This is a genomic window from Streptomyces sp. NPDC020490 (genome assembly GCF_044335305.1).
Lineage (GTDB): Bacteria > Actinomycetota > Actinomycetes > Streptomycetales > Streptomycetaceae > Streptomyces.
In genome coordinates this window covers 26,509-50,806 of record NZ_JBIRUY010000048.1, presented here as the reverse complement: position 1 = coordinate 50,806, position 24,298 = coordinate 26,509, and the positions used below count along the sequence as shown (strand labels likewise).

Below are 24,298 nucleotides of genomic sequence, written 5' to 3'. Positions count from 1 at the left end.
GGCCGGAGGCGACAGCGCCGTCAGCTGGGTGCGGGTTCCTTGCGCGGCACACGTTCCGCGTCGGCCGCCGGGGCCGCGGCCCGGGCGGCCCGCGGACCCTGCAGCAGGTACGCCAGCCCGAAGCCCGCGCCGACGACCACCGCGCCGCCGACCGCGTCCAGCACCCAGTGGTTGCCGGTCGCCACGATCGCCGAGACGGTGAACAGCGGGTGCAGCAGGCCGAGGGCCTTCATCCACCACCGGGGAGCGATGACCGCGATGGCCAGTCCGCACCACAGCGACCAGCCGAAGTGCAGCGACGGCATCGCCGCGTACTGGTTGGTGAGGGCGGTCAGCGTGCCGTAGTCGGGCCTGGAGAAGTCCTGCACGCCGTGCACGGTGTCGATGATGCCGAGGCCGGGCAGCAGGCGCGGCGGCGCCAGCGGGTAGAGCCAGAAGCCGACCAGCGCGAGCAGCGTGGCGAAGCCGAGGGAGGCCCGGGCCCAGCGGTAGTCGACGGGGCGGCGCCAGTACAGCACGGCGAGGACGCTCAGCGGGACGACGAAGTGGAACGACTCGTAGTAGAAGTCGAAGAAGTCGCGCAGCCAGCCGACCTTGACGACCGCGTGGTTGGCCCAGTGCTCGATGTCGATGTGCAGGGCACGCTCGAGGCCGAGGATCTGGTGCCCGTGCGCCTCGGCCCGCGCCCGGCCGCCCGAGATGGTGCCGCCGGTGGCCGCGAGGCGGACCTGCTGGTAGGCGGCGTAGGTGACACGGATGAGGAGCAGTTCGAGGAGCAGGTTCGGGCGGGTCAGCACCCGGCGCAGGGCCGGCAGGAGCGGCACGTGGCGGAAACGGGCCGGGACGGGATCGGCGTACTCGGTGGGGATCGGCGACCGGTAGTGCGGCGAGGTGCGGGACAGGAACGGCACGACGGTCGCCGCGGCGAGGGCGGCGAGCAGCACGACGTTGTCGCGCAGGACGTACAGGGCCGCCATGTTCGGCAGCATCATCCTGGCGGGCAGCGTCATCACCAGGACGACGGCGACCGGCCACACGTACCGGTCGGAGGCCCGTTTGCCGACGCGGCCGACGACGGCGAGCAGCACCCACAGCAGCTGGTGCTGCCAGGTGGTCGGCGACACGGCGATGGCCGCGCAGCCGGTGATCGCCACGGCGAGCAGCAGCTGGCCCTCGCGGGCGTAGCGCACGGCGCGGCGCAGCCCGAGGAAGGCGACGGCGGCGCCGAGCACGAGGAACAGGGCGATCTCCAGCGGCCCGGCGAGGCCGAGCCGGAGCAGGGCGCCGTGCAGGGACTGGTTGGCGAGGTCGTCGGCCGCCCCGCCGAGACCGGTGCCCGCCATGTGGTGCACCCAGTACGTGTACGAGTCGTGCGGCATCGCCGCCCAGGCGAGCGCGGTGCAGCCGGCGAAGGCGGCGCCGGTGGTCAGGGCGGCGCGGCGGCGGCCGGTGAACCACAGCAGCGGCGCGAAGAGCAGGACCGTCGGCTGCAGCGCGGCGGCGAAGCCGATGAGCAGCCCGCCGGTGTACCGGCCGCGTACGACGAAGCAGCCCAGCAGCACCAGCAGGACCGGGATGATGCTGGTCTGGCCCAGCCAGAGCGTGTTGCGCACCGGCAGCGACAGCATCAGCAGGCTGATCGCGACGGGCGCGGCGAGCAGGGAGGTGCGTCTGCTCACCGGCGGCGGCAGCGCGCGGGCGGTGACCAGGCCGAGCGCGACGACCAGCAGCAGCGTGCCGAAGGTCCACCCCCAGCCGAGGGCCTGTTCGGCCGCCCGGGTGAGCGGCTTCATGACGAGGCCGCCGAAGGGTGTGCCGGTGAAACGGGTGGAGTCGTACAGCGACCCGTTCACGTGCAGGACGCCGTCGGGGCCGACCCAGGTCTCCAGGTCCGTCAGCCGCTCGCCCCGGGGGGTGCCGAGGACCACGGCCACCTGCCGTACCGCGAGGACCGTCGCGATCAGCCACAGGCCCAGCCGCGTCGCGCGCAGGCCTCCTCCGGCCCCGCCGACGGCCGTCGCCCCGAAGGGTTCCGCCGGTCGCCCGCTGTGCTCCACGTTCGCCACGCCTGGTCGGCCTCCCGCCCCGTCGTTCCTCTGCGCACCCTATGGCTCGCACCGCCCCCGGAGGGAGACGCAGGCAACCCCTGCTTCACCTGGCGTCGATCCCCCCTTTTATCGGGATGACGATAGTCGGCCGGGGGTTGTGCCGCTGCCGGCGGGCGCGAGGTGGATCACATCCGAGTCCCCACAAAACCCGCCAGGAACGGCAATCGACCCGACTCAGGACCCATTCACCCGCGCCGTGCACCTGCGTGACCGGGCCGCCCGCGCCGCCCGCGCCGAGCAGGGCGAGCGGGCCCGCGGGCGGTGTCCGTCAGGGCAGGCCGCCCTGGGACCAGTCGCTCATCCGGGGGAAGGGCATGAACGGTGTTCCCGGCGTCCGCGGCGCGGCCGGGGCAGGCTGCGGCTGCGGCTCGGGCGGGGCGGCCCGGCGCCGGGGAGGCGGGTGCAGGCCGAACAGCGAGCCGGTGGCGGCGGCCAGTTCGGCGGCGTGGTCGGCCGACTCCCGCGCCGGCACACCCAGCCGGCGCAGGGCACCGGCGAAGGCGTCCTCCACCAGTTCCAGCCGCCGGGACAGGCCCGCGCCGCCGTACGACCGGCCGGACAGCGCGGTGAGAACCTCCTCCGCCCGGCGCCGCACCAGGCCGAGGGCCTCCCAGCCGGACGGCCGCGCGGCGGGCACCCTCCCCTCGGGACCCCCGGGCCCTCGTGGGGACAGTCCGAGCGCGCCGAGGATCCGGTCGCCGAGCGTGGAGTGCCAGCCGGTCAGGGCACCGCTCAGCTCGGCGTGCAGACCGTCGAGGAACGCCAGCAGCCCGGCCGCGCCGTCCACGCGTCCGCCCGGATGCCGCCCGGGCCCGCCGCCGGGACCCGGCGCGCCGGCCAGCCGGTCCCGGAGCGGACGCAGGCCGCGGGCTACGGCGTCGGCGGCGGCGTGGCAGGCGTGATCCGTGGGCACGGGACCTCACGCCCCCGCCGGGCCGGCCGCACCCGGGGCGGAGTCCAGGCGGTCCGCGGCGGACGGTTCCGCCATGGCGAGGAACTCGGCCAGGTGCACGGCCTTCGCGCGGGAGCGCGCCCGGCGCAGCCCCTGCCGCACCTGCCGCAGACAGCCGGGATTGACCGTCACGACGTAGTCCACGTCCGCCGCCTCGATCTCGCGCACCTTCGGGTCCAGCACCTTGCGGCTGTCGGCCGGCCGGAGCATCGCGTAGGTGCCGGCCGCGCCGCAGCACGTGCCGGCGCCCGGCAGTTCGACGTAGTCGGCGACCTCGGCGATCAGCTCCCGGGGCGGGCGGGTCACACCGAGGCCGTTGCGCAGGTGGCAGGAGTCCTGCAGGGCGGCCCGCGCCCGGCGGCCGTCGACCGTGACCTGCCCGGCGGGCCGGTACGAACGGTCGTCGAGGTACTGGCTCAGCTCGCGCACCCGGTCGCGGCCGAGGTGGTGCGCGAGGTGCGCGGCGCAGCCGCCCGCCGTGGTCAGGACGGTGCCGGGCAGGTCCTCGCCGAGCGCGCGGGCGAGCCGTGCGCCGGTCCCGGAGTCGCCGTTGTGCGCGTGCAGCGCGCCGCAGCAGCCCTGCCGGGCGGGCACGTCGACCTCCGGGCACAACTGCCGGACGGCACGCGAGACCTCGGGGTAGAGCCCGCGCTCGACGCACCCCAGCATCAGCGAGACCGGCGGCCCGGACGACTCGGCTGACTGCTCGGCGGGCTGCTCGGCGGGCTGCCGCACCGGCTGCCGGCCCGGCGCCGGGCCGTCCGGCCCGGCCTTCCCGCCCCGGCCGCGGGCATGACGGCGTACGAGTCCCTGCAGCCGCAGCAGACCCGGCCGGGACACCAGCGCCATCAGGGCCCGCGCGATCCACGGCCGGTTCCGGCCGCTCCACTGGTGGTCCCGCCACTGCTCCAGCAGTTGGCCGTACTCCACGCCCGCCGGGCACACCGTCTCGCAGGCGCGGCAGCCCAGGCAGAACGAGGACTCCTCGGCCAGCGTGGAGTCGTCGGCGGCGAGGTCACCGGCCTCCAGCGCCCGCATCAGCGTGATGCGCCCGCGCGGGGAGGAGGTCTCCTCGCCGGTGAGGGCGTAGGTGGGGCAGGCGGGCAGACAGAACCCGCAGGAGATGCAGCGGTCCAGCAACTCCTTGTCGAAGATCCCGCGGCCCGCTACGGGCACGGGGCCCGCCCCGGGCACGGGGCCCGGCGAGGCGGCGGCGGGGGCCGGCCCGCAGGCCCCCGATGCGCACCCGGCCCCCGAGGCGCACCCGGCGCCGGAGGGCCCGCACGGGCCGCACGTGCCGCTGCTGTCCACGGTGTCGTGGTCGGTCATGATCCGAGCTTTCCGGGGTTGAGGATGCCTGCGGGATCGAAGGCCTTCTTGATACGGCGCAACAGCGCGACCTGGTCGTCCCCGAGCCGGTCCGCCAGGTACGGCAGCTTGGCGGCGCCCACGCCGTGTTCGCCGGTGATGGTGCCGTCCATGCCGATCGCGGCGGCGAAGATCTCGGCGAAGGCCTTGTGGGCGCGGTCGGCGCCCTCGGCGTCGTCGGGATCGAGCACGCAGGTGGGGTGCAGGTTGCCGTCCCCGGCGTGGCCGAAGGTGGCGATGCGCACCTGGTGCCGGTCGGCGATCTCGTCGATGCGGTCGACCATCTCGGCCATGCGGTGCCGGGGCACGGTGGCGTCCTCGAGGATCGTCAGCGAGCCGAGGCGGGACAGCGCCGGCAGGGAGCAGCGGCGGGCGGCGAGCAGGGCGTCGGCGCGGGCCACGTCCTCGGCCAGCGTGACCTCCAGCGCCCCGTTGTCCTGGCAGACGTCGCCGATCCGGGCCAGGTTGCCCGCGACGTTCGCCGCGGAGCCGTCGTCGCCGAACAGCAGCAGCGCGCCGGCGTCCCGGCGCAGCCCGAGGCCGGCGAACTCCTCGACCGCGTCGATGCACTTGCGGTCGAGGAACTCCAGGGTCGCCGGGACGATGCCGGAGGCGATGACGGCGGCCACCGCGCGGGAGGCGTCGGCGAGGGTGTCGAAGTACGCCACTCCGGTGCCGGTCTCGGCCGGGGCGGGCAGCAGCGCCACGGTGACCTCGGTGATCACCGCGAGGGTGCCCTCGGAGCCGGTGAGCAGCCGGGTCAGGTCGTAGCCGGCGACGTCCTTCCACAGCCTGCCCCCGGTGCGGATGATCTCGCCGGTGGGCAGGACGGCCTCGAGCCCGAGGACGTAGTTGCGGGTGACGCCGTACTTCAGTCCGCGCAGGCCCCCGGCGCAGGTGGCGACGTTGCCGCCGATGGTGGAGACGGTGCGGCTGCCCGGGTCGGGCGCGTACAGCAGGCCCTTCGCGGCCGCGGCATCGGCCAGCGTGGCGGTGGACACGCCGGTCTGCGCGCGGGCCAGCAGTTCGTCGGAGCTGATCTCCAGCAGCTGGTTCAGCCGGGTCAGCACCAGGACGATGCCGCCGGTCAGCGGGACGGTGCCGGCGCACAGGTTGGAGCCGGCGCCCCGCGGCACCACGGGGATGGAACGGGCGGTGGCGTGGCGCAGGACGGCGGCGACCTCCTCGGCGCTGCCGGGCAGCACCACGGCCTGGGGCCGGGCGTGGAACAGGGGTGTGGCGTCGCGGGCGTAGGCGGCGAGGGCGCCGTCGTCGGTGCGTACGTGGTCCGGTCCGACGATGCCGGCCAGGTCCCTGGCCAGATCGGTGCCGGCGGGCATCAGCGCACCACCATCCAGTCCAGGACCGGGGTGGACTGCAGGTAGACCAGCGCGCAGACGGCGACCAGCATGCCGAGGCCCCAGCCGACGACCTTGCGGAAGAGTTCGCCCTCGCGGCCCTCCAGACCGACGACCGCCGCGGCGATGGCCAGGTTCTGCGGGGAGATCATCTTGCCGAGCACGCCGCCGGTGGTGTTGGCGGCGCCGAGCAGGTAGGAGGAGATGCCGGTCTGCTCGGCGGCGGTGACCTGGAGCATGCCGAAGAGGGAGTTGGAGGAGGTGTCGGAGCCGGTGACGGCGACGCCGAGCCAGCCGACCAGGGGCGAGAGCAGGGCGAACGCGCCGCCGGCCTGCGCCAGGAACAGCCCCAGGGTGACGGTCTGGCCGGACATGTTCATCACGTAGGCGAGGGCGAGCACCGACATGACGGTGACGATCGTCCAGCGGAACTGCCGGACGGTGTCGGTGTAGGCGCCCGCGGTCCGCCGGCCGCCGATGCCGTACAGCACGGCGGTGAGCAGGCCGGCCAGCAGCAGGATCGTTCCGGCGGCGTTGAAGACGTTGAGGTTGTAGGTCAGGGAGGACAGCGGCTCGCCCTTGGCGTTGACGACGTCCAGGCCCGGCCAGGCGAACTTCCAGCCCGAGTGCGCCTCCAGCCAGGTCTTGACCGGTCCTGCGGTGGCCACGGCGAACAGCGCCACGACGATCAGGTACGGGGCGAAGGCCTTCAGCGCGGAGCCCTCACCGGTCTGCCGGCGCCGCAGCACCGCGTCCGACCCGGGGGTGGCGGTGGAGCCGCCGGCGATGACCGGCATCTGGCCCTGCGCGGCCAGCAGTTCCCGGGGCTGCCAGACGCGCAGCATGCCCACGACGCCCAGGGCGCCGGCGAAGGCGGCGACGATGTCGGCGATCTCGTAGGAGACGAAGTTGGCGCACACGAACTGGGCGCCGGCGAAGGCGAGGCCGCCGACGAGGGCGACCGGCCAGGTCTGCCGCACACCGCGGCGGCCGTCCACCATGAACACCAGGATCAGCGGCACGAACAGGGCCAGCAGCGGGGTCTGGCGTCCGACCATGGCGCCGAGGTCGGCGGCGTCCATCCCGGTGATCTTGCCGAGGGTGGTGATCGGGACCGCGATGGCACCGAAGGCGACGGGGGCGGTGTTGGCGACGAGGGAGACGGAGGCGGCCTTCATGGGTCTCAGGCCCACGGCCATCAGCATCACCGAGGAGACGGCGACCGGGGTGCCGAACCCGGCGAGGGCCTCGAGCAGGGCGCCGAAGCAGAAGGCGATGATCACGGCCTGGACGCGCTGGTCGCCGGACAGGGAGCCGAACGCGCGGCGCAGCACCGCGTCCCAGCCGGTGATCTCGGTCATCTTGTAGATCCACAGCGCGTTCAGCACGATGAAGATGATCGGGAAGAGGCCGAACGCGGCTCCCTCGCTCGCCGCCAGCGCCGCCTGTCCGGCCGGCATCGCGTAGGCGAAGACCGCCACGGCCAGCGCGACCGCCAGGGACACCAGCGACGCCTTCCACGCCTTCCAGCGCAGCCCGCCCAGCAGGACGAAGAGCGTGACGAGGGGAAGCGCGGCGAACAGCGCGCTCCATCCCAGGGACCCACCGACCGGATCGAACACTTGCTCGTAAGCAGCCATGACGCGCCTTTGCCTCATTCCGTTGGCTTCCTTGTGACCCCCGTCACTCCCGACCTGCGGGATCGGTCGATTGTCAGACAACCGCTCATGTCTGTCAATGGATCGCGCAAGGGTGCGTGAGAGAATGGCGGGGTCCCATTCGGAGGTGTTCATGGCCCAGGACGCCGCCATCCGGCTGTCCACCGTCTCGATCGTCGAAGCCCTCGCCGCGTCCCTGCGCGACCGCGTCCTCGACGGTCGACTGGCGCCGGGGACGACCCTCGCGGAGACCGAGATCGCGACCGAGTACGCCGTCTCCCGGCCCACCGCGCGCAGCGCGGTGACCGCCCTGGTGCACGAGGGCCTGCTGCACCGGGAGGCCAACAAACCGGCCTACGTCCCCCAGCTCACCCGCGCCGACGTGGACGATCTGTTCCTCGTCCGCATTCCGCTCGAAACGCACGTGGTGCGGACCCTGGTGGCGCGCGGGGCCGTGCCGGTGACCACGGCCGAGCGGGCCATCACCGATCTCGACCGGCTGGGGCCGGAGGCGCCGCACAGCACCTTCGTCGAGTCCGACCTGCGCTTCCACCAGTCACTGGTGGACGCGGTCGGCAGCCCCCGGCTCAGCCGCCTCTACCGGGACATCAAGGGCGAGATGCACCTGTGCATGGTGCAGACCCGGCACACCCTCGGACGCGAACGCATCGTCGCCGAGCACGGAGCGGTGCTGGAGGCGCTGCGCGCCGGGGACGCCGAGGAGGCCGTCCGCCGCATGGAGGCCCACCTCGACGGAGCGTGCCGTTCACTGCAGCGCCTCTTCGCCGACGAGGCGGGCTGACGACGAGCCCGCGGAAAAACCGATCGGCCGCCCCGCCCGCCCCTCACGGGAACGGACCGGACGGCCGAAGACGATCCTCGTGGTCGTCTACCCCTCGTGGTAGAAGCCGACGTTGACACTGCGCGGGGCGGTGCGGTCCTGGATGACGACCTCGCCGTTGCTGCCCGGGGGCAGCGCCACATGACCTCCGTAGGCGATGGTCTGCGCGTACTCCCCGACGATCAGCCGGACCTCCGAGGACGGGTCGGGCTGCGAGCCGCGCAGCCAGGTCACCTGCCAGGTCCCCTCCGGGCCGCACCGGAACTCCAGGTGCACACGGGAGACGAACAGCCAGTCGTCGGGGGTCGCCAGACGGCACACCGACTTGTCCCGCCCCACCCGCAGCACGGCGCCGGGCTCACTCGGCGCGTCGGCCATGACCATGCCGGCCGTGGCACCCTCTTGCTCCCCCGAGACGGTGGCCATGGTGAGTTCGAGCACGTGCGCTCCTCCTGAACGATCCCTCGACGGCCTGCAACCGCCTCGTACGCCTGCCTGGTCGGCGCACCGCGGAATGATAAATCGCCCGGCCGTGTCCCGTCCGGCACAATGAGTTCATGACCGAGCGAAAGCCGCCCGGCGTGCCGTTCGAGTCCTGGGTGGACAAACAGATCCGCGACGCGCAGGCGCGCGGCGACTTCGCCACCCTGTCCGGCGCCGGCGAACCCCTGCCGGACGGCGCGGACACCTCGTACGACGAGCTGTGGTGGGTCAGGCAGAAGATGGCGCGCGAGGGCCTGTCGGTCCTGCCGCCGACCCTGGCCCTGCGCAAGGAGGCCGAGGACGCGCTCGAAGCGGCGTACGCGGCGCCCTCGGAACGGATCGTCCGGAAGATCATCGCGGAGATCAACGTGAAGATCCGCGACATGATGTTCAAGCCGCCGCCCGGCCCCCCGCTGGGCAAGAAGCCGTACGACGTGGAAGAGGTCGTACGCCGGTGGCGGGAGGGCCGGGCGGACGGGTCACCCGCGTAGCAGGCGTTCGGCCAGCGCGCGGTAGTCCCGCAGGGCCAGCCGCAGTTGCTCGGTGTCGCCGGCGGCCGCCGACTCCCCGGCCCGGCCGTCCTCGCCCCGCCAGGAAGCGCGCAGCGTACGGCGGCGCCGCGTCACGGCCTCCGCGAAGCGCCCGGCGATCTCCTCCAGGACCCGGTCGGCCTCCTCGACGGCGGTGTGCGGCGCGTCGACGAACCCCGCCACCGCGTGCTGCAGCCGCCCCGAGAACGTGTCGCACTCGCCCGCGGAAAGCAGCCGCGAACCGGCACGCCCCTCCTCACCACGACCGTGCGCGCCGGTACCGATCCGCGCGTCCGTACCGGTGTGCGTACCGCCTTCGGCGTGCGTACCGCTCCCCGCACCGCCGTCGCCGCCCGCCAACGGACCGCCGGCCACCCGAGAACCGCCCGCTGAGCCGCCCGTTGAGCTGCTCGCTGAGCCGCCCGTTGAGCCGCCCGCAGGGGCACCGCCCCGCTCCGCCGGTGCCGGTGTGCCGCCCGCCGGGCGTGTCACGTCGGACATCTGTCTCAGCCCTCCTTCGGGTGACGCCGGCCGAACGCCCACGGCGTGGCCTTGCCGGCAGGCGCCCTGCCCGCCTCGTGGCTCTCGGCGCGACGCAGGCCGCCGTCGCGGCGGGAGTCGGTCATCAGTTCCTCGAACAGGGCGCGCGCCTCGACCATGGCCGCGCGCATCTCCTCGGTGCCGGCCCGCTCGCCCGCGTCCCCGGCGTTCCCGGGCAGGTGGGCGGCTCGGTGCACTTGGCGGTAGCCGTGCACGTGGTGGGCGTGGTGGACGGACAGGGCGGCGAGCTGCTCCTCGTACTGGCCGCCGTCGGGGAAGCCGCGCTCCGCGGCGAGTTCGGCGATCAGCCGGTCGGCCTCGGCGACCGCCTCACGCGGCGAGTCGACGAAGCGCTCCTGCGCGGCCGCCCAGCGCGCCTCGAACTGCTGGCGCCGCGCCGTCTCCAGCGGCCGTGCCCGCAGCGATCCGTGCCGCTCCACGCGCTCGGTGAGTTCGCGTTCGGCGGCCTTGGCGTCCCCGTCGTGCCGGGCCACGACGCGGTCGTACTCGGGCCCGAAACGCCGCTTCAGGTCCCGGCCGCCGCGCGGGCCCCGGGAACGCAGGGTCAGGACGGCCGCGACAACGACCACGGCCGCCACGATCACGATCAAAGCAACGATCATGCCTGTGGACATGGATGCCTTCCGTTGTGTCGGCCCAACGGGCCGGTTCTGTCATCGGGTTGCCCGCGAGGCACCGCTCAAACGGCGAGTGCGGCGCACCCCGCCGCACCCCCGCCGCGCCCGCCCCGAAACCGGTTGCACCCCCCGCCCCCCGCCTCCGCAGAATGAACGGCATGACCTGGACCATCGCTCCGGAGCCCCCCGACTCCCCCGCCGCCGTCGCCCTGTGGCGGGCGTACTACACCGAGGTCAGCGACCGCTGGTACCTGCTGCACGAGGGGCGCCGGACCGACCCGGCCGAACTCGAGCGCGAGATCGCCGCCGCCACGGGCGCCGAACTGGCCCCGCCGACCGGCGAGTTGCTGATTGCCCGGCACGACGGCGAACCGGCCGGCTCGGCGGGCGTGCGCATCCTGGACCCCGCCACGGCCGAACTCACCCGCGTCTTCGTGCGCGAGGAGCTGCGCGGCCGGGGCGGCGCCCCGCTGCTGGTCCGCGCGGCGGAGGAGGCCGCCCGTGAGCTGGGCGCCACGCGCATGATCCTCGACACCCGAAGCGACCTGGTGGAGGCCCGCGCCCTGTACGCCCGTCTCGGCTACACCGAGACCGAGCCGCACAACGACGACCCGTACGCCGGCCACTGGTTCGCCAAGAACCTGCTCAACGGGACCCCGTGGGCGCCCCGTTCTGCGGCTGCTCACGGTCCGAGCCGCACAGTTCCCCGGTCAACTCCCTGACCAGCTGCGTCAGATCGGTCGGCCGTCCCGGCCCCCACCAGTCGCCGAGCAACGCGGCCAGGGACTCCTCCCGGGTCAGCGCCAGCCGCTCGGCGACCTCCCGCCCTTGCTCGGTCAGGACCAGGTCCAGGCCCTCCCGCTCGGCCAGCCGCCGCTCCTCCACCTGCCGGACGGCGGCGATCACCACCGCCAGCGGCAGGGAACTGCGCTCGGCGAGCAGACCCGGCTCGACCGTCCCGTGCTTCTTGATCCGCAGCAGCAGCCGGCTCGCGGCGGGCAGCAGGTCGTACCCGGACCGCTCGGTGATCTCCCGGTAGATCTGGCGCCGCCCCTCCCGCGTGCCGAGCACGGACAGCGCGCGGCACACCTCGTCGTACGACGACCGCTCCACCGGATTGCTGGCCAGCGTCTCGGTCACGTCGGGCGCGGTGACCGACCCGCGCAGCGTGTCCTCCTTCAGGAAGCAGGCCAGCACGAAACCGAGGAGGGCGACGGGGGCGGCGTAGAGGAAGACGTCGGAGATGGACTGCGCGAAGGCGTGCAGGGCGGCCGGGCGCAGGGAGGCCGGCAGGGCGGCGATCCCCCGCGGGTCGGACTTGAGCGCGTCGACGGAGACCCCCGCCACGCCCCGGAAGGCGCCGGTCAGCCGGTCCTCCAGCCGGCCCGCGAACACGGTCCCGAAGACGGCGACGCCGAACGAGGCCCCGATGGACCGGAAGAAGGTCGCGCCGGAGGTGGCGACGCCGAGATTCTCGTACGACACGGCGTTCTGCACGATGAGCACGAGCACCTGCATGACGAGCCCCAGCCCCAGCCCGAACACGAGGAAACAGGAACTCATCTCGGCCGTGGAACTGGTCTCGTCGAGCCGGTGGAGCAGCAGCAGCCCGATCGCGGTGACCGCCGTGCCGGCGACGGGGAACACCTTCCACCGCCCGGTGCGGCTGACGGTCTGCCCGGAGAGGGTCGACGACAGCAGCATGCCGACCACCATCGGCAGCATGTGCACACCGGACATGGTCGGCGTCACGCCGTGGACGACCTGAAGGAAGGTCGGCAGGTAGGTCATCGCCCCGAACATGGCGAAGCCGACGATGAAGCTGATGACGGCGGACAGCGTGAACGTACGGATCCGGAAGAGTTTCGGCGGCAGCACGGGCTCGGCGGCCCGCCGCTCCACGAGCACGAACGCCACGCCGAGCGCGGCGCCCAGCACCACGAGCCCGACGGTCTCGGCCGACCCCCACGCCCACGTCGTGCCGCCCAGCGAGGCGACGAGCACCAGACAGGTGGCCACGGACGCGATCAGGAACGTACCGAGGTAGTCGATGGTGTGCCGGGCGAACCTGCGCGGAATGTGCAGCGCACCCGCGATCACGGCCAGCGCGACCACGCCGACCGGCAGGTTGACGTAGAAGACCCACCGCCAGCTCAGCTGCTCGGTGAACAGCCCGCCGAGCAGCGGCCCCAGCACACTGGTCGTCCCGAACACGGCCCCGAACAGCCCCTGGTAGCGCCCCCGGTCGCGCGGCGGGACGATGTCGCCGACGATCGCCATGGACAGCACCATCAGCCCGCCGCCGCCCAGACCCTGGAGCGCCCGGAAGGCGATGAGCTGTCCCATGCCCTGCGCCATGCCGCACAGCGCGGAACCCACCAGGAAGATCACGATCGCGGCCTGGAACAGCCGCTTGCGCCCGTACTGGTCGCCCAGCTTGCCCCACAGCGGGGTGGCGGCGGTCGAGGCGAGCAGGTAGGCGGTCACCACCCACGACAGGTGCTCCAGCCCGCCGAGGTCGCTGACGATCGTCGGCAGCGCGGTCGACACGATCGTCTGGTCCAGTGCGGCGAGCAGCATCCCGAGGAGCAGGGCGCCGATCGACGCCAGCACGTTCCCCGGCACGTGCGGTGCGTCCCGCACGTCCGTGACACCCTGCGCGCTCACGGCCATGGAGCCCTCCCGGGGATCAGACGCCGGCTTCCATCGTCGTCCGGGTGGCCGGATATGGCCTGTCGAGCCCCAGCCGTGAAGGAGATCTGCATAATCTCCGCAGGGGGAGGGACGAACACGTGAAGGAACCGAACGGCTGTCCGGAATGCGGCGCGCCGAGGACGGCCGACAACACTCCGTCCTGCCCGTGCGGCCGACGGGCGTCCCAGGCGCTGCGGGAGGCCCGCCGGGCGGAGGCGGCAGCCGCGGAGGACTTCGACCCGCTGCGGATACGCCCGTACGTGGACCTGACCGCCCCCACGGAGGCGCCGCCACCCCTGCCGCCACTGGCCTACACGCCGGCCCTGGACGCCCCCGCCCCCCTCGACGACGAGCCGGCCCCCGAGCCGCAGAACCGCCCGCACCGCGGACGCCGAACCGTACTGCTGATCGCCGCCGCGGCGGTCTCCGCCGTCACCACGGCAACGGTGGCCAGTGGCCTGTTCTCGTACGACACCCCGTCCCGCGACACCGCGCTCCCCGACGGCGTACGCGCGAGCGTGCCGGACACGGAGACCAGCGAGCCGCCCCCGTCGACCACCCCCCGCCCGCCGACACCCACGCCCCCCTACCAGCCCCCGTCCCCCTCGGCGTCCCCGTCGACGACGACCGCCTCACCGAGCCCCAGCACCACCCCGTCGGCCACGCCCACGCCGACCGTCACCCCCTCGGTCACCGCGACCGGCACCGTCCAGTCGGCCACCACCACCCCCCAGCCGACCCAGGTCCTGCGCCTCGGCGACCAGGGCCCCGGAGTGGCCGAACTCCAGCTCCGCCTGCGCAGCCTCTACCTCTACGACGGCGACGTGAACGGCCACTTCGACGCCCGGGTGGAGAACGCCGTACGCGTCTACCAGTGGACCCGCGGCATCACCGCGGACGGGCTGGGCGTCTACGGCGCGGAGACCCGCACGAGTCTGGAGGCGGAAACCACGGACGGCTGACAGCCGCGTACGGCGGGAAGGGGACGGGACGGGGGTGTTCGCCCGCAGCGGTTGGCGCGTCAACCCCAGTACCTCTCGAACCCCCGATTCCGCGCCGTTCCGAGGACGGACACCCCCGTCCCGGCCCCGACGTACACGCACCGCCCGCGCTACACAAGCCCCCACCAAACCGCGACAGGCCGCCGCAGGCACCGCGCCCCCGCAGGCACCCCGCACCCCACACCACGCACCCCAGCGAACCGCGACAGGCCGCCGCAGGCACCGCACCGCGCACCACGCACCGCGCACCCCCACCGAACCGCAACAGGCCGCCGCAGGCACCGCACCGCGCACCACGCACCGCGCACCCCCACCAAACCGCGACAGGCCGCCGCAGGCACCCCGCACCCACGCCGCCGCAGGCACCCCCGCTACCGAACCGCCACCCGGATCCCGCCCCCGACCCGCTCCACCCGCACCCGCGTCAGATCCGGCACCACCACATCGGGCCGGTGGAAGCCGGCCCGCGCCCCCACCCCCACGACCCGCATCCCCGCGGCCCGCCCGGCCTGGATACCGGCCGCCGAGTCCTCGAAGACGACACACTCCTCGGGCGGGACCCCCAACGCGGCGGCTCCCTTCAGGAACCCCTCCGGATCGGGCTTGCTCGCCCCCACGCTCTCCGCGGTCACCCGCACGTCCGGCAACGGCAGCCCCGCAGCGGCCATGCGGGCCGTCGACAGAGCGCCGTCCGCCGAGGTGACCAGCGCGTGCGGCACCCCCCGCAGCGACGCCAGGAACTCCGCCGCGCCGGGCACGGCGACGACGCCGTCCAGGTCGGCCGTCTCCTCCGCGAGCATCCGCGCGTTGTCCGCGAGGTTGTGCTCCATCGGCCGGCCGGGCAGCAGCAGCGCCATCGAGGCGTACCCCTGCCGCCCGTGCACCACCTTCATGACCTCGTCCCCGTCCAGCCCGTGCCGCTCGGCCCAGCGCCGCCAGCAGCGCTCGACGACCGCCTCGGAGTCGACGAGCGTGCCGTCCATGTCCAGCAGCAGGGCGCGGGCGGTGAGGACGGTGGGCACGGTGGTGGCCGTCATCGGCAACTCCAGGACGGGGCGGGCTCCAGAACGGGGCGGGCGGACACGACCGCGGCGCCCGCGGGAACAAGGCGGCCCCGCCCGCCGGTCAGGGAAAACGAGCGGGAGCCACTTTGTTCCTCCACGATACAAAACAGAGCGGAATCCCGCCACCACCCACAGCGAGAGTTCACCGGGCGTTCAGCCACGGCCGGACCCTCAGCCGCGCACCGCCTCCCAGAGGCTCCACACACCGAGCCCCGTCATCAGCAGCGCCGCGACCTTCGTGATCAGCACGAACGGCACCCGCCGCAGCAGCGCCCGGCCGCCGACGATGCCTATCCCGGCCACCGACCACAGCGCCAGCACGGCCCCCAGCCCCACGGACAGCGGATTGTCGTACCGCGCCGCGAGGTTGGCCGTCATGATCTGCGTGAGGTCCCCGAACTCGGCGACGAGGATGAGCATGAATCCGGCCCCGGCGACCTTCCAGAAGGACTGGTTCTCCGGCTTGCGGATCTCCTCGTCGTCGTCCCCCTTCTTGAAGAGCAGCATCGCGGCGCCGCCCAGGAACAGCACGCCGGTCAGCACGTGCAGGATCCGCTGCGGCAGCAGCGTCAGCACGCTGCCCGCCGCGACGGCCAGGGTGACGTGCAGCACGAAGGCCGCGGCGACGCCGGCGAAGACGTAGGAGGCGCGGTACCGGGTCCCGAGCACGAGTCCGGCCAGGGCGGTCTTGTCGGGGAGTTCGGCGAGGAAGACGACGCCGAACGTGAGCGCCAACACGGTGAAGCTGATCAAGGTTCCTCAATCGGTCGGGGCCGCCCCGCCGAGAGTGCTGGACCTTCCGGGAGGACACCTCGGCGCGGCAGCACACTGGGCGCCCGTGCCGTAGGACACGGGCGTGCACTGCTGGCCGAAGGTCTCGCTGGCGAGGTCCACGGGACCCGCCTCCGGGCGCCGGCTCAGACGAGCTGAGCAGTATGTCGACGTTCCGGCGAAGAGCTACTCCCCTTCTGCACGGCCCATGGTACGCGACGCCCCGCGACCGAATTCCCCCGCACGCCTTGTCATGTCATGTACGCGTCACTATCTTCTTACCCGTCGCACACCTCCCCGCAACACGGCGTCGCGAGCATTCCCTCGCTCGCACCCCAACGCCCCCACGACTCCAGGGAGTTCGCATGCCGAAGTTCTACGCGCGTCGACGGCTCAGCATACTCGCGGCGCTGACCGGCCTCATAGCCTCCGCCGCGATGTTCAACTCCCCGACCGCCTCCGCCGCCCTCCCCACCCCGGTCAGCGCGTCCACCGCCCGCAGCTACCTGGCCTCCCTCACGGTGGCCACCGAGAACCGCACCGGCTACAGCCGTGACCTGTTCCCGCACTGGATCACCATCAGCGGCACCTGCAACACCCGCGAGACCGTGCTGAAGCGGGACGGCTCGAACGTCGTCACCGACTCCTCCTGCGCGGCCACCAGCGGCAGCTGGTACTCCCCCTACGACGGCGCCACCTGGACGGCCGCCTCCGACCTCGACATCGACCACCTGGTCCCGCTCGCCGAGGCCTGGGACTCGGGGGCCGGCGCCTGGACCACCTCCCAGCGCCAGGCCTTCGCCAACGATCTCACCCGCCCGCAGCTCATCGCCGTGACCGACAACGTGAACCAGGCCAAGGGCGACCAGGACCCGGCCACCTGGGTCCCGTCCCGGTCGGCCTACGTCTGCACGTACGTACGCGCCTGGGTCCAGGTCAAGTACTACTACGACCTCTCGGTCGACTCGGCGGAGAAGACGGCGCTCACGAACTACCTCGCCGCCTGCTGACCGACGCCGGACCGGCCCGGCCCCGGACCGACGCCACACCGGACCGACCCGTGACCGCCGATACCTCCCCGTTCCCCTCCGTCGCCCCGTACCGTACGGGGCGACCCGTACGAGGCGACCTGTACGAGGCGACCCGTACGAGGCGACCCGTACGAGGCGACCCGTACGGGGCGACGGAGGAGGGCGATCACGTGTCCGGACTGCGCCTGGGACCGCTGCTGAGGTACGCCGACGGCTCGTCCGCGACCGTCTGGGTCGAGACGAGCCGTCCGTGCACCGCCGAGGTGCGCTGCGCGGACGGCGCCCACGGCGCGTCCCGCACCTTCCAGATCGCCGGCCACCACTACGCCCTCGTCCCGGTCACCGGCCTCACCGAGGGCACGACGACACCGTACGAGGTGTTCCTGGACGGCACGCGCGTGTGGCCGCTGCCCGACGCGCCCTTCTCCGGCTTCCCGCCCTCGGTCATCCGCACCCCCCGCCCCGGCGACGCCCTCCGCGTCGCCTTCGGCTCCTGCCGCTGGGCCGCCCCGCCCGCCGCCGCCCGCCAGGACCCGGTCGGCCCCGACGCCCTCGACTCGCTGGCGGCCCGCATCGCCGCCGCCCCGGACGGCGAGCGCCCCGACGTACTGCTCCTGCTGGGCGACCAGGTCTACGCGGACGAGACCTCGGACGCGACCCGGCGCTGGCTGGCCGCCCGGCGAGACCTGCGCGAGCCTCCCGGCAGCCAGGTCGCGGACTACGAGGAGTACACCCGCCTTTACCACGAATCGTGGCTCGACCCCGAGGTGCGCTGGCTGCTGTCCACCGTGCCCAGCTGCATGATCTTCGACGACCACGACGTCATCGACGACTGGAACACCTCCGCCGCCTGGCTCGCCGGCATGCGCGCCACACCGTGGTGGCGGGAGCGGCTGCTGAGCGGCCTGATGTCGTACTGGGTGCACCAGCACCTCGGCAACCTCCCGCCCGCCGAACTCGCCGCCGACCCGCTGTACGCGGCCGTCCGCGCCGCCCCGGACGGCACCGACGCGCTGCGCGCCTTCGCCTGCCGCGCCGACGCCGACCCCGCCTCGGCGCGCTGGAGCTACCGGCGCGACTTCGGCCGCGTACGCGTGCTGATGGTGGACTCGCGGGCGGCCCGGGTTCTCGACGAGGACGACCGCGCGATGCTGCACCCCGGCGAGGCGCGATGGCTGCGCGAACAGGTCCTCGACGGGCGTGAGGACGGGCAGGATCCCTACGATCACCTGCTGCTCGGCACCTCCCTGCCCTGGCTGCTGCCGCACCTGGTGCACGACGCCGAGGCGTGGAGCTCGGCCCTGTGCAGGGGGGACCGCGGCGCGCGCTGGGCGCGGATCGGGGAGCGGCTGCGGCAGGCGGCCGACCTCGAACACTGGGCGGCCTTCCCCGCCTCCTTCGACGCGCTGTGCGGACTGATCGCCGAGACCGGCAGCGGCTCCGGGGCGCCCGCGACGGTGCTGGTGCTGTCGGGGGACGTCCACCATGCGTACGTGGCGGAGCCGACGTGGCCGGCCGGCTCCCCGGCCGCCCGGGTGCTCCAGCTGACCTGCTCGCCCGTCCACAACACCGTCCCGCTGTCGATGCGGCTCGGCTTCCGCTTCGGCTGGAGCGCGCCGGCCCGCGTCCTCGGCCGCGGCTTCGCCCGGCACGCGGGCGGCGAGCGGCCTCCGGTGAAGTGGCGCAAGACGGGCGGCCCCTGGTTCGGCAACCAGCTGATGACCCTGACGCTGCAAGGACGTTCGGCCCGCCTGCGGCTGGAGCAGGCACAGCCGGACGGATCACTGAGAACCGTCCGAGACTCGGCCCTGACCACCTGACGGACGACAACCCCACACCCCCGCACCGCGCCACAGCCCCGCAAGACAACGCCGCACGACAGCCCCGCAAGACAACCCGCACGACAGCCCGCACGGCGCGGCAAAGTGAACATGCCGTGCCGAACCCACGCAGCCCCCGTGAACCTCCTGTCACACCCGCCGCGTACGCTGTATGGCTGTTGTTCGGCCGCCCCTGCCGCTCCCCCGCGACATCGCGGCACGGTCTGGCCCACGGGGGAGTTCACGGGGAGTTGCGGTGCTGGAGAGTATGGGGTCGCTGACCGGCAGCCCTTGGATCTACGCCATGGTGGCGCTGTCGGTCCTGCTGGACGTGTTCCTGCCGGTGCTGCCGAGCGGCGTGCTGGTGATAGCCGCCGCCACGGCCGCGGCGGCGGGCTCGGCGACCGGCCGGGTGCCGCACGACGTGCCCGACATCCTGGCGCTGACCCTGTGCGCGGCCCTCGCCTCCGTCCTGGGCGACCTGGTGGCGTACCGGCTGGCCTGGAGCGGCGGCGAGCGCCTGGCGAACACCATCGCCCGCTCCCGCCGGCTGACCGCCGCGCAGGAGCGCCTCGGCGCGGCGCTCGCCCGCGGCGGCGGCGCCCTGGTCGTCCTCGCCCGGTTCGCCCCGGCCGGCCGCTCGGTCGTCTCCCTCGGCGCGGGCGCCGCCCACCGCCGCGCCCGCGACTTCCTGCCCTGGTCCGCCCTGGCGGGCCTGGCCTGGGCCGCCTACAGCGTCGCCCTCGGCTACTTCGGCGGCCAGTGGCTGGGCGCGACATGGCTGGCCACCGGGGTGTCCGTGACGGCGCTGTGCGCCGCGGGCGCGGGCGCGGGGTACGTGGTGCGCCGGCCGGTGAAGGTCTCCTGACAGGTCCCGGGACAGCACAGCTAGCCGCTCACGCGCTGCCCCCGCACCTCCAGCCCGGCGAGCAGTTCCGCCGTGGCCGCGGCGACCGCGTCGACGGCCCGGTCGAAGACCTCCCGGTTGTGCGCGGCGGGCGCCCGGAACCCGGACACCTTCCGTACGTACTGCAGGGCGGCGGCCCGGATCTCCTCCTCCGTCGCCTCCTCGGGCAACGCGGGCGGGCGCAGGGTCTTGATGCTCCGGCACATGGCACCAGTCTCCCGCACGCCCGCGAAGCCTGCGATGATCCCTGCCGAGGCGGCCACCGCTACGGGGCCGACCGACGAAGGGAACCCGCACATCATGGCGAACGACGAACTCACCGTGGCCGTCCTCGGCCCGGGCGGCATCGGCGGCCTGCTCGCCGGACTCCTGGCGCGCGCCGGGCACCGGGTGATCTGCCTGGCCGGCGAGGACACCGCCGACACGCTGCGCACCTCCGGCATCCACGTCCGCAGCGGCCTGTACGGCGACTTCACCGCCCGCGTCGAGGCCGACACCGTCCTGCGCACGCCGGTCGACGCGTGCCTGGTCGCCGTCAAGCACACCGCCCTGGACGCCGCCCTCGACCGGGTGCCGCCCGGAGCACTGGGCGACGGACTGCTCGTACCGTTCCTCAACGGCGTGGAGCACCCCGCGGCGCTGCGCGCCCGCTACCGCCCCGGACTCGTCGCCCCGGCCGTCATCCGCGTGGAGTCCACCCGCGTCGCGCCGGGCGTCATCGAACACGGCAGCCCGTTCGCCGAGATCGACCTGACCGGCGACACCGTGGACCGGGCACGCCTCGACGCGCAGGCCCGCGTCCTGGGCGACGCCGGGCCGGTGACCCGGGTGCTGGACGACGAGACGGCGGCGCTGTGGGCGAAGATGTCGTTCCTGGCGCCGTTCGCGCTGCTCACCACCCGCTACCGGCTCCCGCTGGGCGAGGTGCGCACCCGGCATCGCGAGGAGCTGACGGCGCTGGTGGAGGAGACCGCGGCGGTCAGCCGCGCGTGCGGCGGACCGGCCGACCCGGCGCAGGCCCTGGCCCGCTACGACGCCTTCCCGCCGCAGACCAGGTCGTCCATGCAGCGCGACGCCGAAGCGGGACGCGCGCTCGAACTGGACGCCGTCGGCGGCGCGTTGCTGCGGGCGGCCGAGCGGCACGGGGTGCGCGTGCCGGTGACGTCCCGGCTGGTGCGGGAGCTGGCCGGGGCCGGGAACTGACGGTCACCCGGCCGACAGGTCGATCCGCCAGTCGTTGGACGTGATCCAGCGCCCCTTCGGGTACTCGAAGTCGACCGGGCCGAGGAGGGTGAACCCGGCCCGGCGGCACACGGCGTTCGACGCGGCGTGCTCCACGCTCGGGAAAGCGTGCAGCCACCGGGGCCCGCCGGCGGCCCGGGCCTCCTGAACGACGGCCCGGGCCGCCCGCGCGGCCAGCCTCCGCCCCTGGAACTCGGGCAGCACCCCCCACCCGGTCTCCCACACGGCGCCGCCCCGCCACGCGCGTTCCCAGAACCCGATCGAGCCGACGGTCTCCCCGCTGTCCGCCAGCGTGACCCGGTACATGCGCCCCGAGTCGAGCCCCAGATACCGGCGATGCCGGTCGAGCAGCTTCTCCTCACTCTCCGGCCCGCCCAAGTGCTCCGTCATCTCAGGGCTGTTGAGCCGCCGCAGCAACCAGAGGTCCCCCTCCCCCCACCCCTCCAACCGCACCCGCACCCCGTCCCTGCTCTCCCCGCCCACGCTCTCCATGCCGCCGACCCTAGCCCCCACCTCTGACACCGCCCCCGCCTCTGACACAGCCCCCGCTCCTGCCCCCGACCCCCGCCCGGCATCCCGACCCGCGCCCCACCCGTTCGTGTGAAGCCCCGCCAGGAACTCGCCTCCCAAATTCGAACAGGCGTAGCATTGCGCCGTGGCTACGACCTATGACTTTCCGAGTGACCTTCTCGCCGGTCAGGAGGAGCTGCACCAGGTCAGGGCCGAGCTGTCGGCCCTGCTCAAGCGGCTGCCCTGGTCGGTCGAGCCCCTGGACGGTTTCAGCGACGGCGGCGGCTGGCGCAAGGTGGAGCGCCCCGCCTCCCCCGGCTGGTCGGCCGACGAACAGGCCGAGGTCGAGAAGCTCCGGCAGCGCGAACACGAACTCGCCGTCTTCGTCACCACCCACCGCTTCTGGGCGGACGTAGCGGCCGCGGAGCGCGTGGAGACCCGCACAAGGCTCAAGCACGCACACGAGGAGCACGGCGACCAGAAAGAGGCCTGAGCCACACACACGAAGACCCCGGCCGCACCCGGCCGGGGTCTTCGCACAACGTGGGCGCGGACGGTTTCGAACCGCCGACATCCTGCTTGTAAGGCAGGCGCTCTACCCCTGAGCTACGCACCCGAGACGAGTCGACAGCCTACCTTGCCCTGCGCCGTGCCCCGCAATCCCGTATCGCCGTACGGCGAACTGATCGGCTCGTGTGTTCGTCCTCCACCAGTGGGACAATGAAACCGGGCACCGGCCTGGTCGGATGACAGCACGGGGAGAGGGATGTGACGGCGACACCTTCGCAGCCGTACCCGCCGATGGTGCCGCGTGCACGTCGCCGTTCCGCGCTGTCGGACGCGCTCGCCCTCGTCGCCCTCCCGCTCGCCGCCGCGCTGGCGTTGCCCGCGGCGTTCGCCGGCGGGGGCACCCGGCGCTGGTTCGGCGGGCGTTCGGAGAGTCAGCGGGCGGAGGCGCAGGCCGCGAAGGACGCCGCGGCGGCCGCTTTCTACGAGCTCGACACCGCGCAGCGCGACCTGCGGATCTCGATCGAGACGATCACGGCCGTCGACGACTCCCCGGCCGCCCGGCGCGTGGTCTCGGACTTCGAGGCGATCAGCCGCCGTATCGACGAGGCCAGTCACCGCTACATCGAGGCCGTCGACGCCCACGATCTGGACCGGGACGACCTGGAGGCGTCGGTCGCCGCGCACGCGCGTGCCGAACTGACCGCCGCGAAGGACGAGCTGACCCGCGTCAAGCAGGAGCTGGACCGTTTCGGGGACGGGCTCGGCCCGCTGCTGGGGAAGGCGGAGACCCAGCTCGCCCGGCTCGCCCCGGCGGTCGAGCGGGCCCGGCAGGGGCTGCTGGCCGCGTCGAACGCCCTGGACGCGGTGCGGGAGTCGGGGCTGAAGGCGGACGACCTCGCGGCCCGCCTCGCCGCTCTCGGGCCGGAGCTGACCAGGCTCAACCAGGGCGCCGGGAAGCACGGCGTCCCGCAGACCCTGGAGCGGGCCGAACGGGTCGCGCGGGAGGCCGGGGCGATCCGCGCGGAGGCGGAGCGGCTGCCGGAGACGGCGGCCGAGACCGACCACCGGCTGGTGTCGCTGCGCACGCGCGCGCAGGCGCTGACCACGCGGGCCGGACAGGTCGAGCCGGTGCTGAGCGAGCTGCGGCGGCGGTTCACCGTGGCGTGCTGGCAGGATCTGCAGCACGTGCCGGAGCACGCGGCGCAGAGCGTGCGGCAGGCCGAGCTGAAGCTGCGGGAGGCGCAGGCGGCGCGGGACGCGCAGCGCTGGCCGGACGCGACCGCGCTGCTGGCGACCGTGCGGGCGCTGCTGAACACGACCGACGAGTCGGTGTCCGCGGCGGGTGACCGGCTGCGGCGGCTGAACGCCGTGCAGAAGGATCCGCGGCAGGAGATCGACCGGACGCGGTTCGCGATCCGCGACGCGCAGCGGCTGGCGATGGCCGGGCGCAACACGCCCGACCCGCGGCACGCGCGTCCGCTGGACGACGCGGTGGCGCGGCTGGAGCGGGCGATCGGCACGCTGGAGGGGCGGCACCCCGACTACTGGCACTTCCTGACCGAGACGGAGGCGGTGCGGCAGACGGTGGCGCGGGTGGTGGCGCAGATCCGCGAGGAGCGCGGCACCGGCCACTGAGGGCCCTGTGGCGATGGCGCCCGGCCGGTTAACCTGTGCGCATGCCTCGCTACGAGTACCGCTGCCGGACCTGCGGCGACACCTTCGAACTGAGCCGTCCCATGGCGGAGTCCTCCGCCCCCGCCAGTTGCCCGGCGGGTCACGACGACACGGTCAAGCTCCTGTCGACGGTCGCGGTGGGCGGCACGGCCGCCGCCCCCGCGGCGGCCCCCCGCGCCGGAGGCGGCGGGGGCGGCTGCTGCGGCGGAGGCTGCTGCGGCTGACGTCGCGCCCCGCACGGGCCGCCCCCCGGCGGTCCGACCACCGGCCCCCGACCACCGGCCCCCGGCCCCTGACCCGGCACCGGAGTCCCGGCCCGACCCCGAGCCCCGGCCCGGTCTGGTCCGGCCCCGAGCACCGGCCCCGTCCGGCCGTGGTTCGCCGCCGAGCACCGGCGCGGTCCGGTTCTGGTCCAGCCCTGGGCCCTGGCCCAGCTCCGGGGCCCTGGCCCAGCCCCCGGTCCGGCCCACGGGCCCGGCACGGGACCCTGCCCGACACCACAACCCTGGCCTGCCCCTGAGCCCTGGCCCGGCCCCCGTGCCAGGGGCCGATCCTCGTGCCATGGGCCGGCCTTCGGAGCCCTGGCGGGGCGGACTCC

General features: G+C 74.0%; 24 protein-coding genes and 1 tRNA gene. 11 read left to right on the top strand and 14 right to left on the bottom strand.

Annotated features, from left to right (window positions below; translation table 11 throughout):
- Window positions 1-20: 20 nt before the first annotated feature.
- The 5 genes from ACH4ZX_RS35735 to ACH4ZX_RS35715 all read right to left on the bottom strand — a co-directional run bounded on the left by ACH4ZX_RS35735 (window position 21) and on the right by ACH4ZX_RS35715 (window position 7,426).
- Window positions 21-2,066, bottom strand: a complete 2,046-nt coding sequence (locus tag ACH4ZX_RS35735) for a bifunctional glycosyltransferase 87/phosphatase PAP2 family protein (protein ID WP_398282314.1) — start codon at window positions 2,064-2,066, stop codon at window positions 21-23.
- A 310-nt stretch (window positions 2,067-2,376) separates the two neighbouring features.
- Window positions 2,377-3,021 (bottom strand): hypothetical protein, encoded by a 645-nt coding sequence (locus ACH4ZX_RS35730; protein WP_398282311.1) that lies wholly within the window; start codon window positions 3,019-3,021, stop codon window positions 2,377-2,379.
- A gap of 6 nt (window positions 3,022-3,027) precedes the next feature.
- On the bottom strand, window positions 3,028-4,236 hold the full coding sequence (locus tag ACH4ZX_RS35725) for a (Fe-S)-binding protein (RefSeq protein WP_398282308.1): 1,209 nt from the start codon (window positions 4,234-4,236) through the stop codon (window positions 3,028-3,030).
- Between the two features lie 149 nt (window positions 4,237-4,385).
- On the bottom strand, window positions 4,386-5,768 hold the full coding sequence (locus ACH4ZX_RS35720; protein ID WP_398282304.1) for an FAD-binding oxidoreductase: 1,383 nt from the start codon (window positions 5,766-5,768) through the stop codon (window positions 4,386-4,388).
- Window positions 5,768-7,426, bottom strand: a complete 1,659-nt coding sequence (locus tag ACH4ZX_RS35715; RefSeq protein WP_398282301.1) for an L-lactate permease — start codon at window positions 7,424-7,426, stop codon at window positions 5,768-5,770. Before ACH4ZX_RS35715 ends, ACH4ZX_RS35720 begins: the two co-directional genes overlap by 1 nt.
- 124 nt (window positions 7,427-7,550) lie before the next feature.
- Between ACH4ZX_RS35715 and ACH4ZX_RS35710 the strand changes: the two genes are divergently transcribed.
- Entirely contained in the window at window positions 7,551-8,246 is a 696-nt protein-coding gene (locus tag ACH4ZX_RS35710; RefSeq protein WP_398282298.1) for a GntR family transcriptional regulator, read from the top strand.
- Between the two features lie 87 nt (window positions 8,247-8,333).
- Here ACH4ZX_RS35710 and ACH4ZX_RS35705 read toward each other — a convergent pair whose 3' ends face one another.
- Entirely contained in the window at window positions 8,334-8,726 is a 393-nt protein-coding gene (locus ACH4ZX_RS35705) for a hypothetical protein (protein ID WP_324789437.1), read from the bottom strand.
- Window positions 8,727-8,842: 116 nt separating this feature from the next.
- Between ACH4ZX_RS35705 and ACH4ZX_RS35700 the strand changes: the two genes are divergently transcribed.
- Window positions 8,843-9,259, top strand: a complete 417-nt coding sequence (locus tag ACH4ZX_RS35700; RefSeq protein WP_398282295.1) for a DUF1992 domain-containing protein — start codon at window positions 8,843-8,845, stop codon at window positions 9,257-9,259.
- Here the strand turns inward: ACH4ZX_RS35700 and ACH4ZX_RS35695 are convergent.
- Window positions 9,248-9,673 carry a hypothetical protein gene (locus ACH4ZX_RS35695; RefSeq protein WP_398282292.1) on the bottom strand — a complete coding sequence of 142 codons (426 nt, stop codon included), beginning with the start codon at window positions 9,671-9,673 and terminating at the stop codon, window positions 9,248-9,250. The two genes, ACH4ZX_RS35700 and ACH4ZX_RS35695, sit on opposite strands and share 12 nt — an antisense overlap.
- Window positions 9,674-9,804: 131 nt before the next feature.
- On the bottom strand, window positions 9,805-10,473 hold the full coding sequence (locus ACH4ZX_RS35690) for a hypothetical protein (protein WP_398282289.1): 669 nt from the start codon (window positions 10,471-10,473) through the stop codon (window positions 9,805-9,807).
- 161 nt (window positions 10,474-10,634) lie between these two features.
- Here ACH4ZX_RS35690 and ACH4ZX_RS35685 point away from each other — a divergent pair, with 161 nt between their 5' ends.
- On the top strand, window positions 10,635-11,198 hold the full coding sequence (locus ACH4ZX_RS35685; protein ID WP_398282286.1) for a GNAT family N-acetyltransferase: 564 nt from the start codon (window positions 10,635-10,637) through the stop codon (window positions 11,196-11,198).
- On the opposite strand, the gene ACH4ZX_RS35680 is transcribed toward ACH4ZX_RS35685, so the two are convergent.
- The gene (locus tag ACH4ZX_RS35680) at window positions 11,122-13,149 is read right to left on the bottom strand and encodes a DHA2 family efflux MFS transporter permease subunit (protein WP_398282283.1); all 2,028 of its coding nucleotides are present in this window, start codon (window positions 13,147-13,149) and stop codon (window positions 11,122-11,124) included. The genes ACH4ZX_RS35685 and ACH4ZX_RS35680 overlap by 77 nt on opposite strands.
- Window positions 13,150-13,268: 119 nt before the next feature.
- Between ACH4ZX_RS35680 and ACH4ZX_RS35675 the strand changes: the two genes are divergently transcribed.
- Window positions 13,269-14,132: a peptidoglycan-binding protein gene (locus ACH4ZX_RS35675; protein ID WP_398282280.1), complete on the top strand. Its 864-nt coding sequence runs from the start codon at window positions 13,269-13,271 to the stop codon at window positions 14,130-14,132.
- A gap of 410 nt (window positions 14,133-14,542) precedes the next feature.
- Here ACH4ZX_RS35675 and ACH4ZX_RS35670 read toward each other — a convergent pair whose 3' ends face one another.
- Window positions 14,543-15,208 carry an HAD family hydrolase gene (locus ACH4ZX_RS35670; RefSeq protein WP_398282277.1) on the bottom strand — a complete coding sequence of 222 codons (666 nt, stop codon included), beginning with the start codon at window positions 15,206-15,208 and terminating at the stop codon, window positions 14,543-14,545.
- Between the two features lie 198 nt (window positions 15,209-15,406).
- Window positions 15,407-15,988 (bottom strand): TMEM165/GDT1 family protein, encoded by a 582-nt coding sequence (locus ACH4ZX_RS35665; RefSeq protein WP_398282274.1) that lies wholly within the window; start codon window positions 15,986-15,988, stop codon window positions 15,407-15,409.
- Window positions 15,989-16,371: 383 nt separating this feature from the next.
- On the opposite strand from ACH4ZX_RS35665, the gene ACH4ZX_RS35660 reads away from it, so the two are divergent.
- From ACH4ZX_RS35660 to ACH4ZX_RS35650, 3 genes are all read left to right on the top strand, one after another.
- On the top strand, window positions 16,372-17,016 hold the full coding sequence (locus tag ACH4ZX_RS35660; protein WP_398282271.1) for an HNH endonuclease family protein: 645 nt from the start codon (window positions 16,372-16,374) through the stop codon (window positions 17,014-17,016).
- A 191-nt stretch (window positions 17,017-17,207) separates the two neighbouring features.
- A complete protein-coding gene (locus tag ACH4ZX_RS35655) occupies window positions 17,208-18,857 on the top strand; it encodes an alkaline phosphatase D family protein (protein WP_398282268.1) in 1,650 nt (549 codons plus the stop codon).
- 256 nt (window positions 18,858-19,113) lie between these two features.
- Complete coding sequence (locus ACH4ZX_RS35650) at window positions 19,114-19,725, top strand: DedA family protein (protein ID WP_398282265.1); 612 nt, start codon at window positions 19,114-19,116, stop codon at window positions 19,723-19,725.
- Window positions 19,726-19,745: 20 nt separating this feature from the next.
- On the opposite strand, the gene ACH4ZX_RS35645 is transcribed toward ACH4ZX_RS35650, so the two are convergent.
- Complete coding sequence (locus ACH4ZX_RS35645; protein WP_324789426.1) at window positions 19,746-19,970, bottom strand: DUF2277 domain-containing protein; 225 nt, start codon at window positions 19,968-19,970, stop codon at window positions 19,746-19,748.
- Window positions 19,971-20,064: 94 nt separating this feature from the next.
- Between ACH4ZX_RS35645 and ACH4ZX_RS35640 the strand changes: the two genes are divergently transcribed.
- Window positions 20,065-20,967, top strand: coding sequence for a ketopantoate reductase family protein (locus ACH4ZX_RS35640; protein WP_398282356.1), 903 nt, complete (start codon window positions 20,065-20,067; stop codon window positions 20,965-20,967).
- Between the two features lie 3 nt (window positions 20,968-20,970).
- Here ACH4ZX_RS35640 and ACH4ZX_RS35635 read toward each other — a convergent pair whose 3' ends face one another.
- Window positions 20,971-21,498: a GNAT family N-acetyltransferase gene (locus ACH4ZX_RS35635; RefSeq protein ID WP_398282262.1), complete on the bottom strand. Its 528-nt coding sequence runs from the start codon at window positions 21,496-21,498 to the stop codon at window positions 20,971-20,973.
- Window positions 21,499-21,661: 163 nt separating this feature from the next.
- On the opposite strand from ACH4ZX_RS35635, the gene ACH4ZX_RS35630 reads away from it, so the two are divergent.
- Entirely contained in the window at window positions 21,662-22,009 is a 348-nt protein-coding gene (locus ACH4ZX_RS35630; RefSeq protein ID WP_398282259.1) for a hypothetical protein, read from the top strand.
- Between the two features lie 51 nt (window positions 22,010-22,060).
- Here the strand turns inward: ACH4ZX_RS35630 and ACH4ZX_RS35625 are convergent.
- Window positions 22,061-22,132, bottom strand: a tRNA-Val gene (locus ACH4ZX_RS35625).
- Between the two features lie 152 nt (window positions 22,133-22,284).
- Here ACH4ZX_RS35625 and ACH4ZX_RS35620 point away from each other — a divergent pair.
- Window positions 22,285-23,661, top strand: a complete 1,377-nt coding sequence (locus tag ACH4ZX_RS35620) for a hypothetical protein (RefSeq protein WP_398282256.1) — start codon at window positions 22,285-22,287, stop codon at window positions 23,659-23,661.
- A gap of 41 nt (window positions 23,662-23,702) precedes the next feature.
- Window positions 23,703-23,924: a zinc ribbon domain-containing protein gene (locus ACH4ZX_RS35615; RefSeq protein WP_398282253.1), complete on the top strand. Its 222-nt coding sequence runs from the start codon at window positions 23,703-23,705 to the stop codon at window positions 23,922-23,924.
- The last annotated feature ends 374 nt before the right edge of the window (window positions 23,925-24,298 follow it).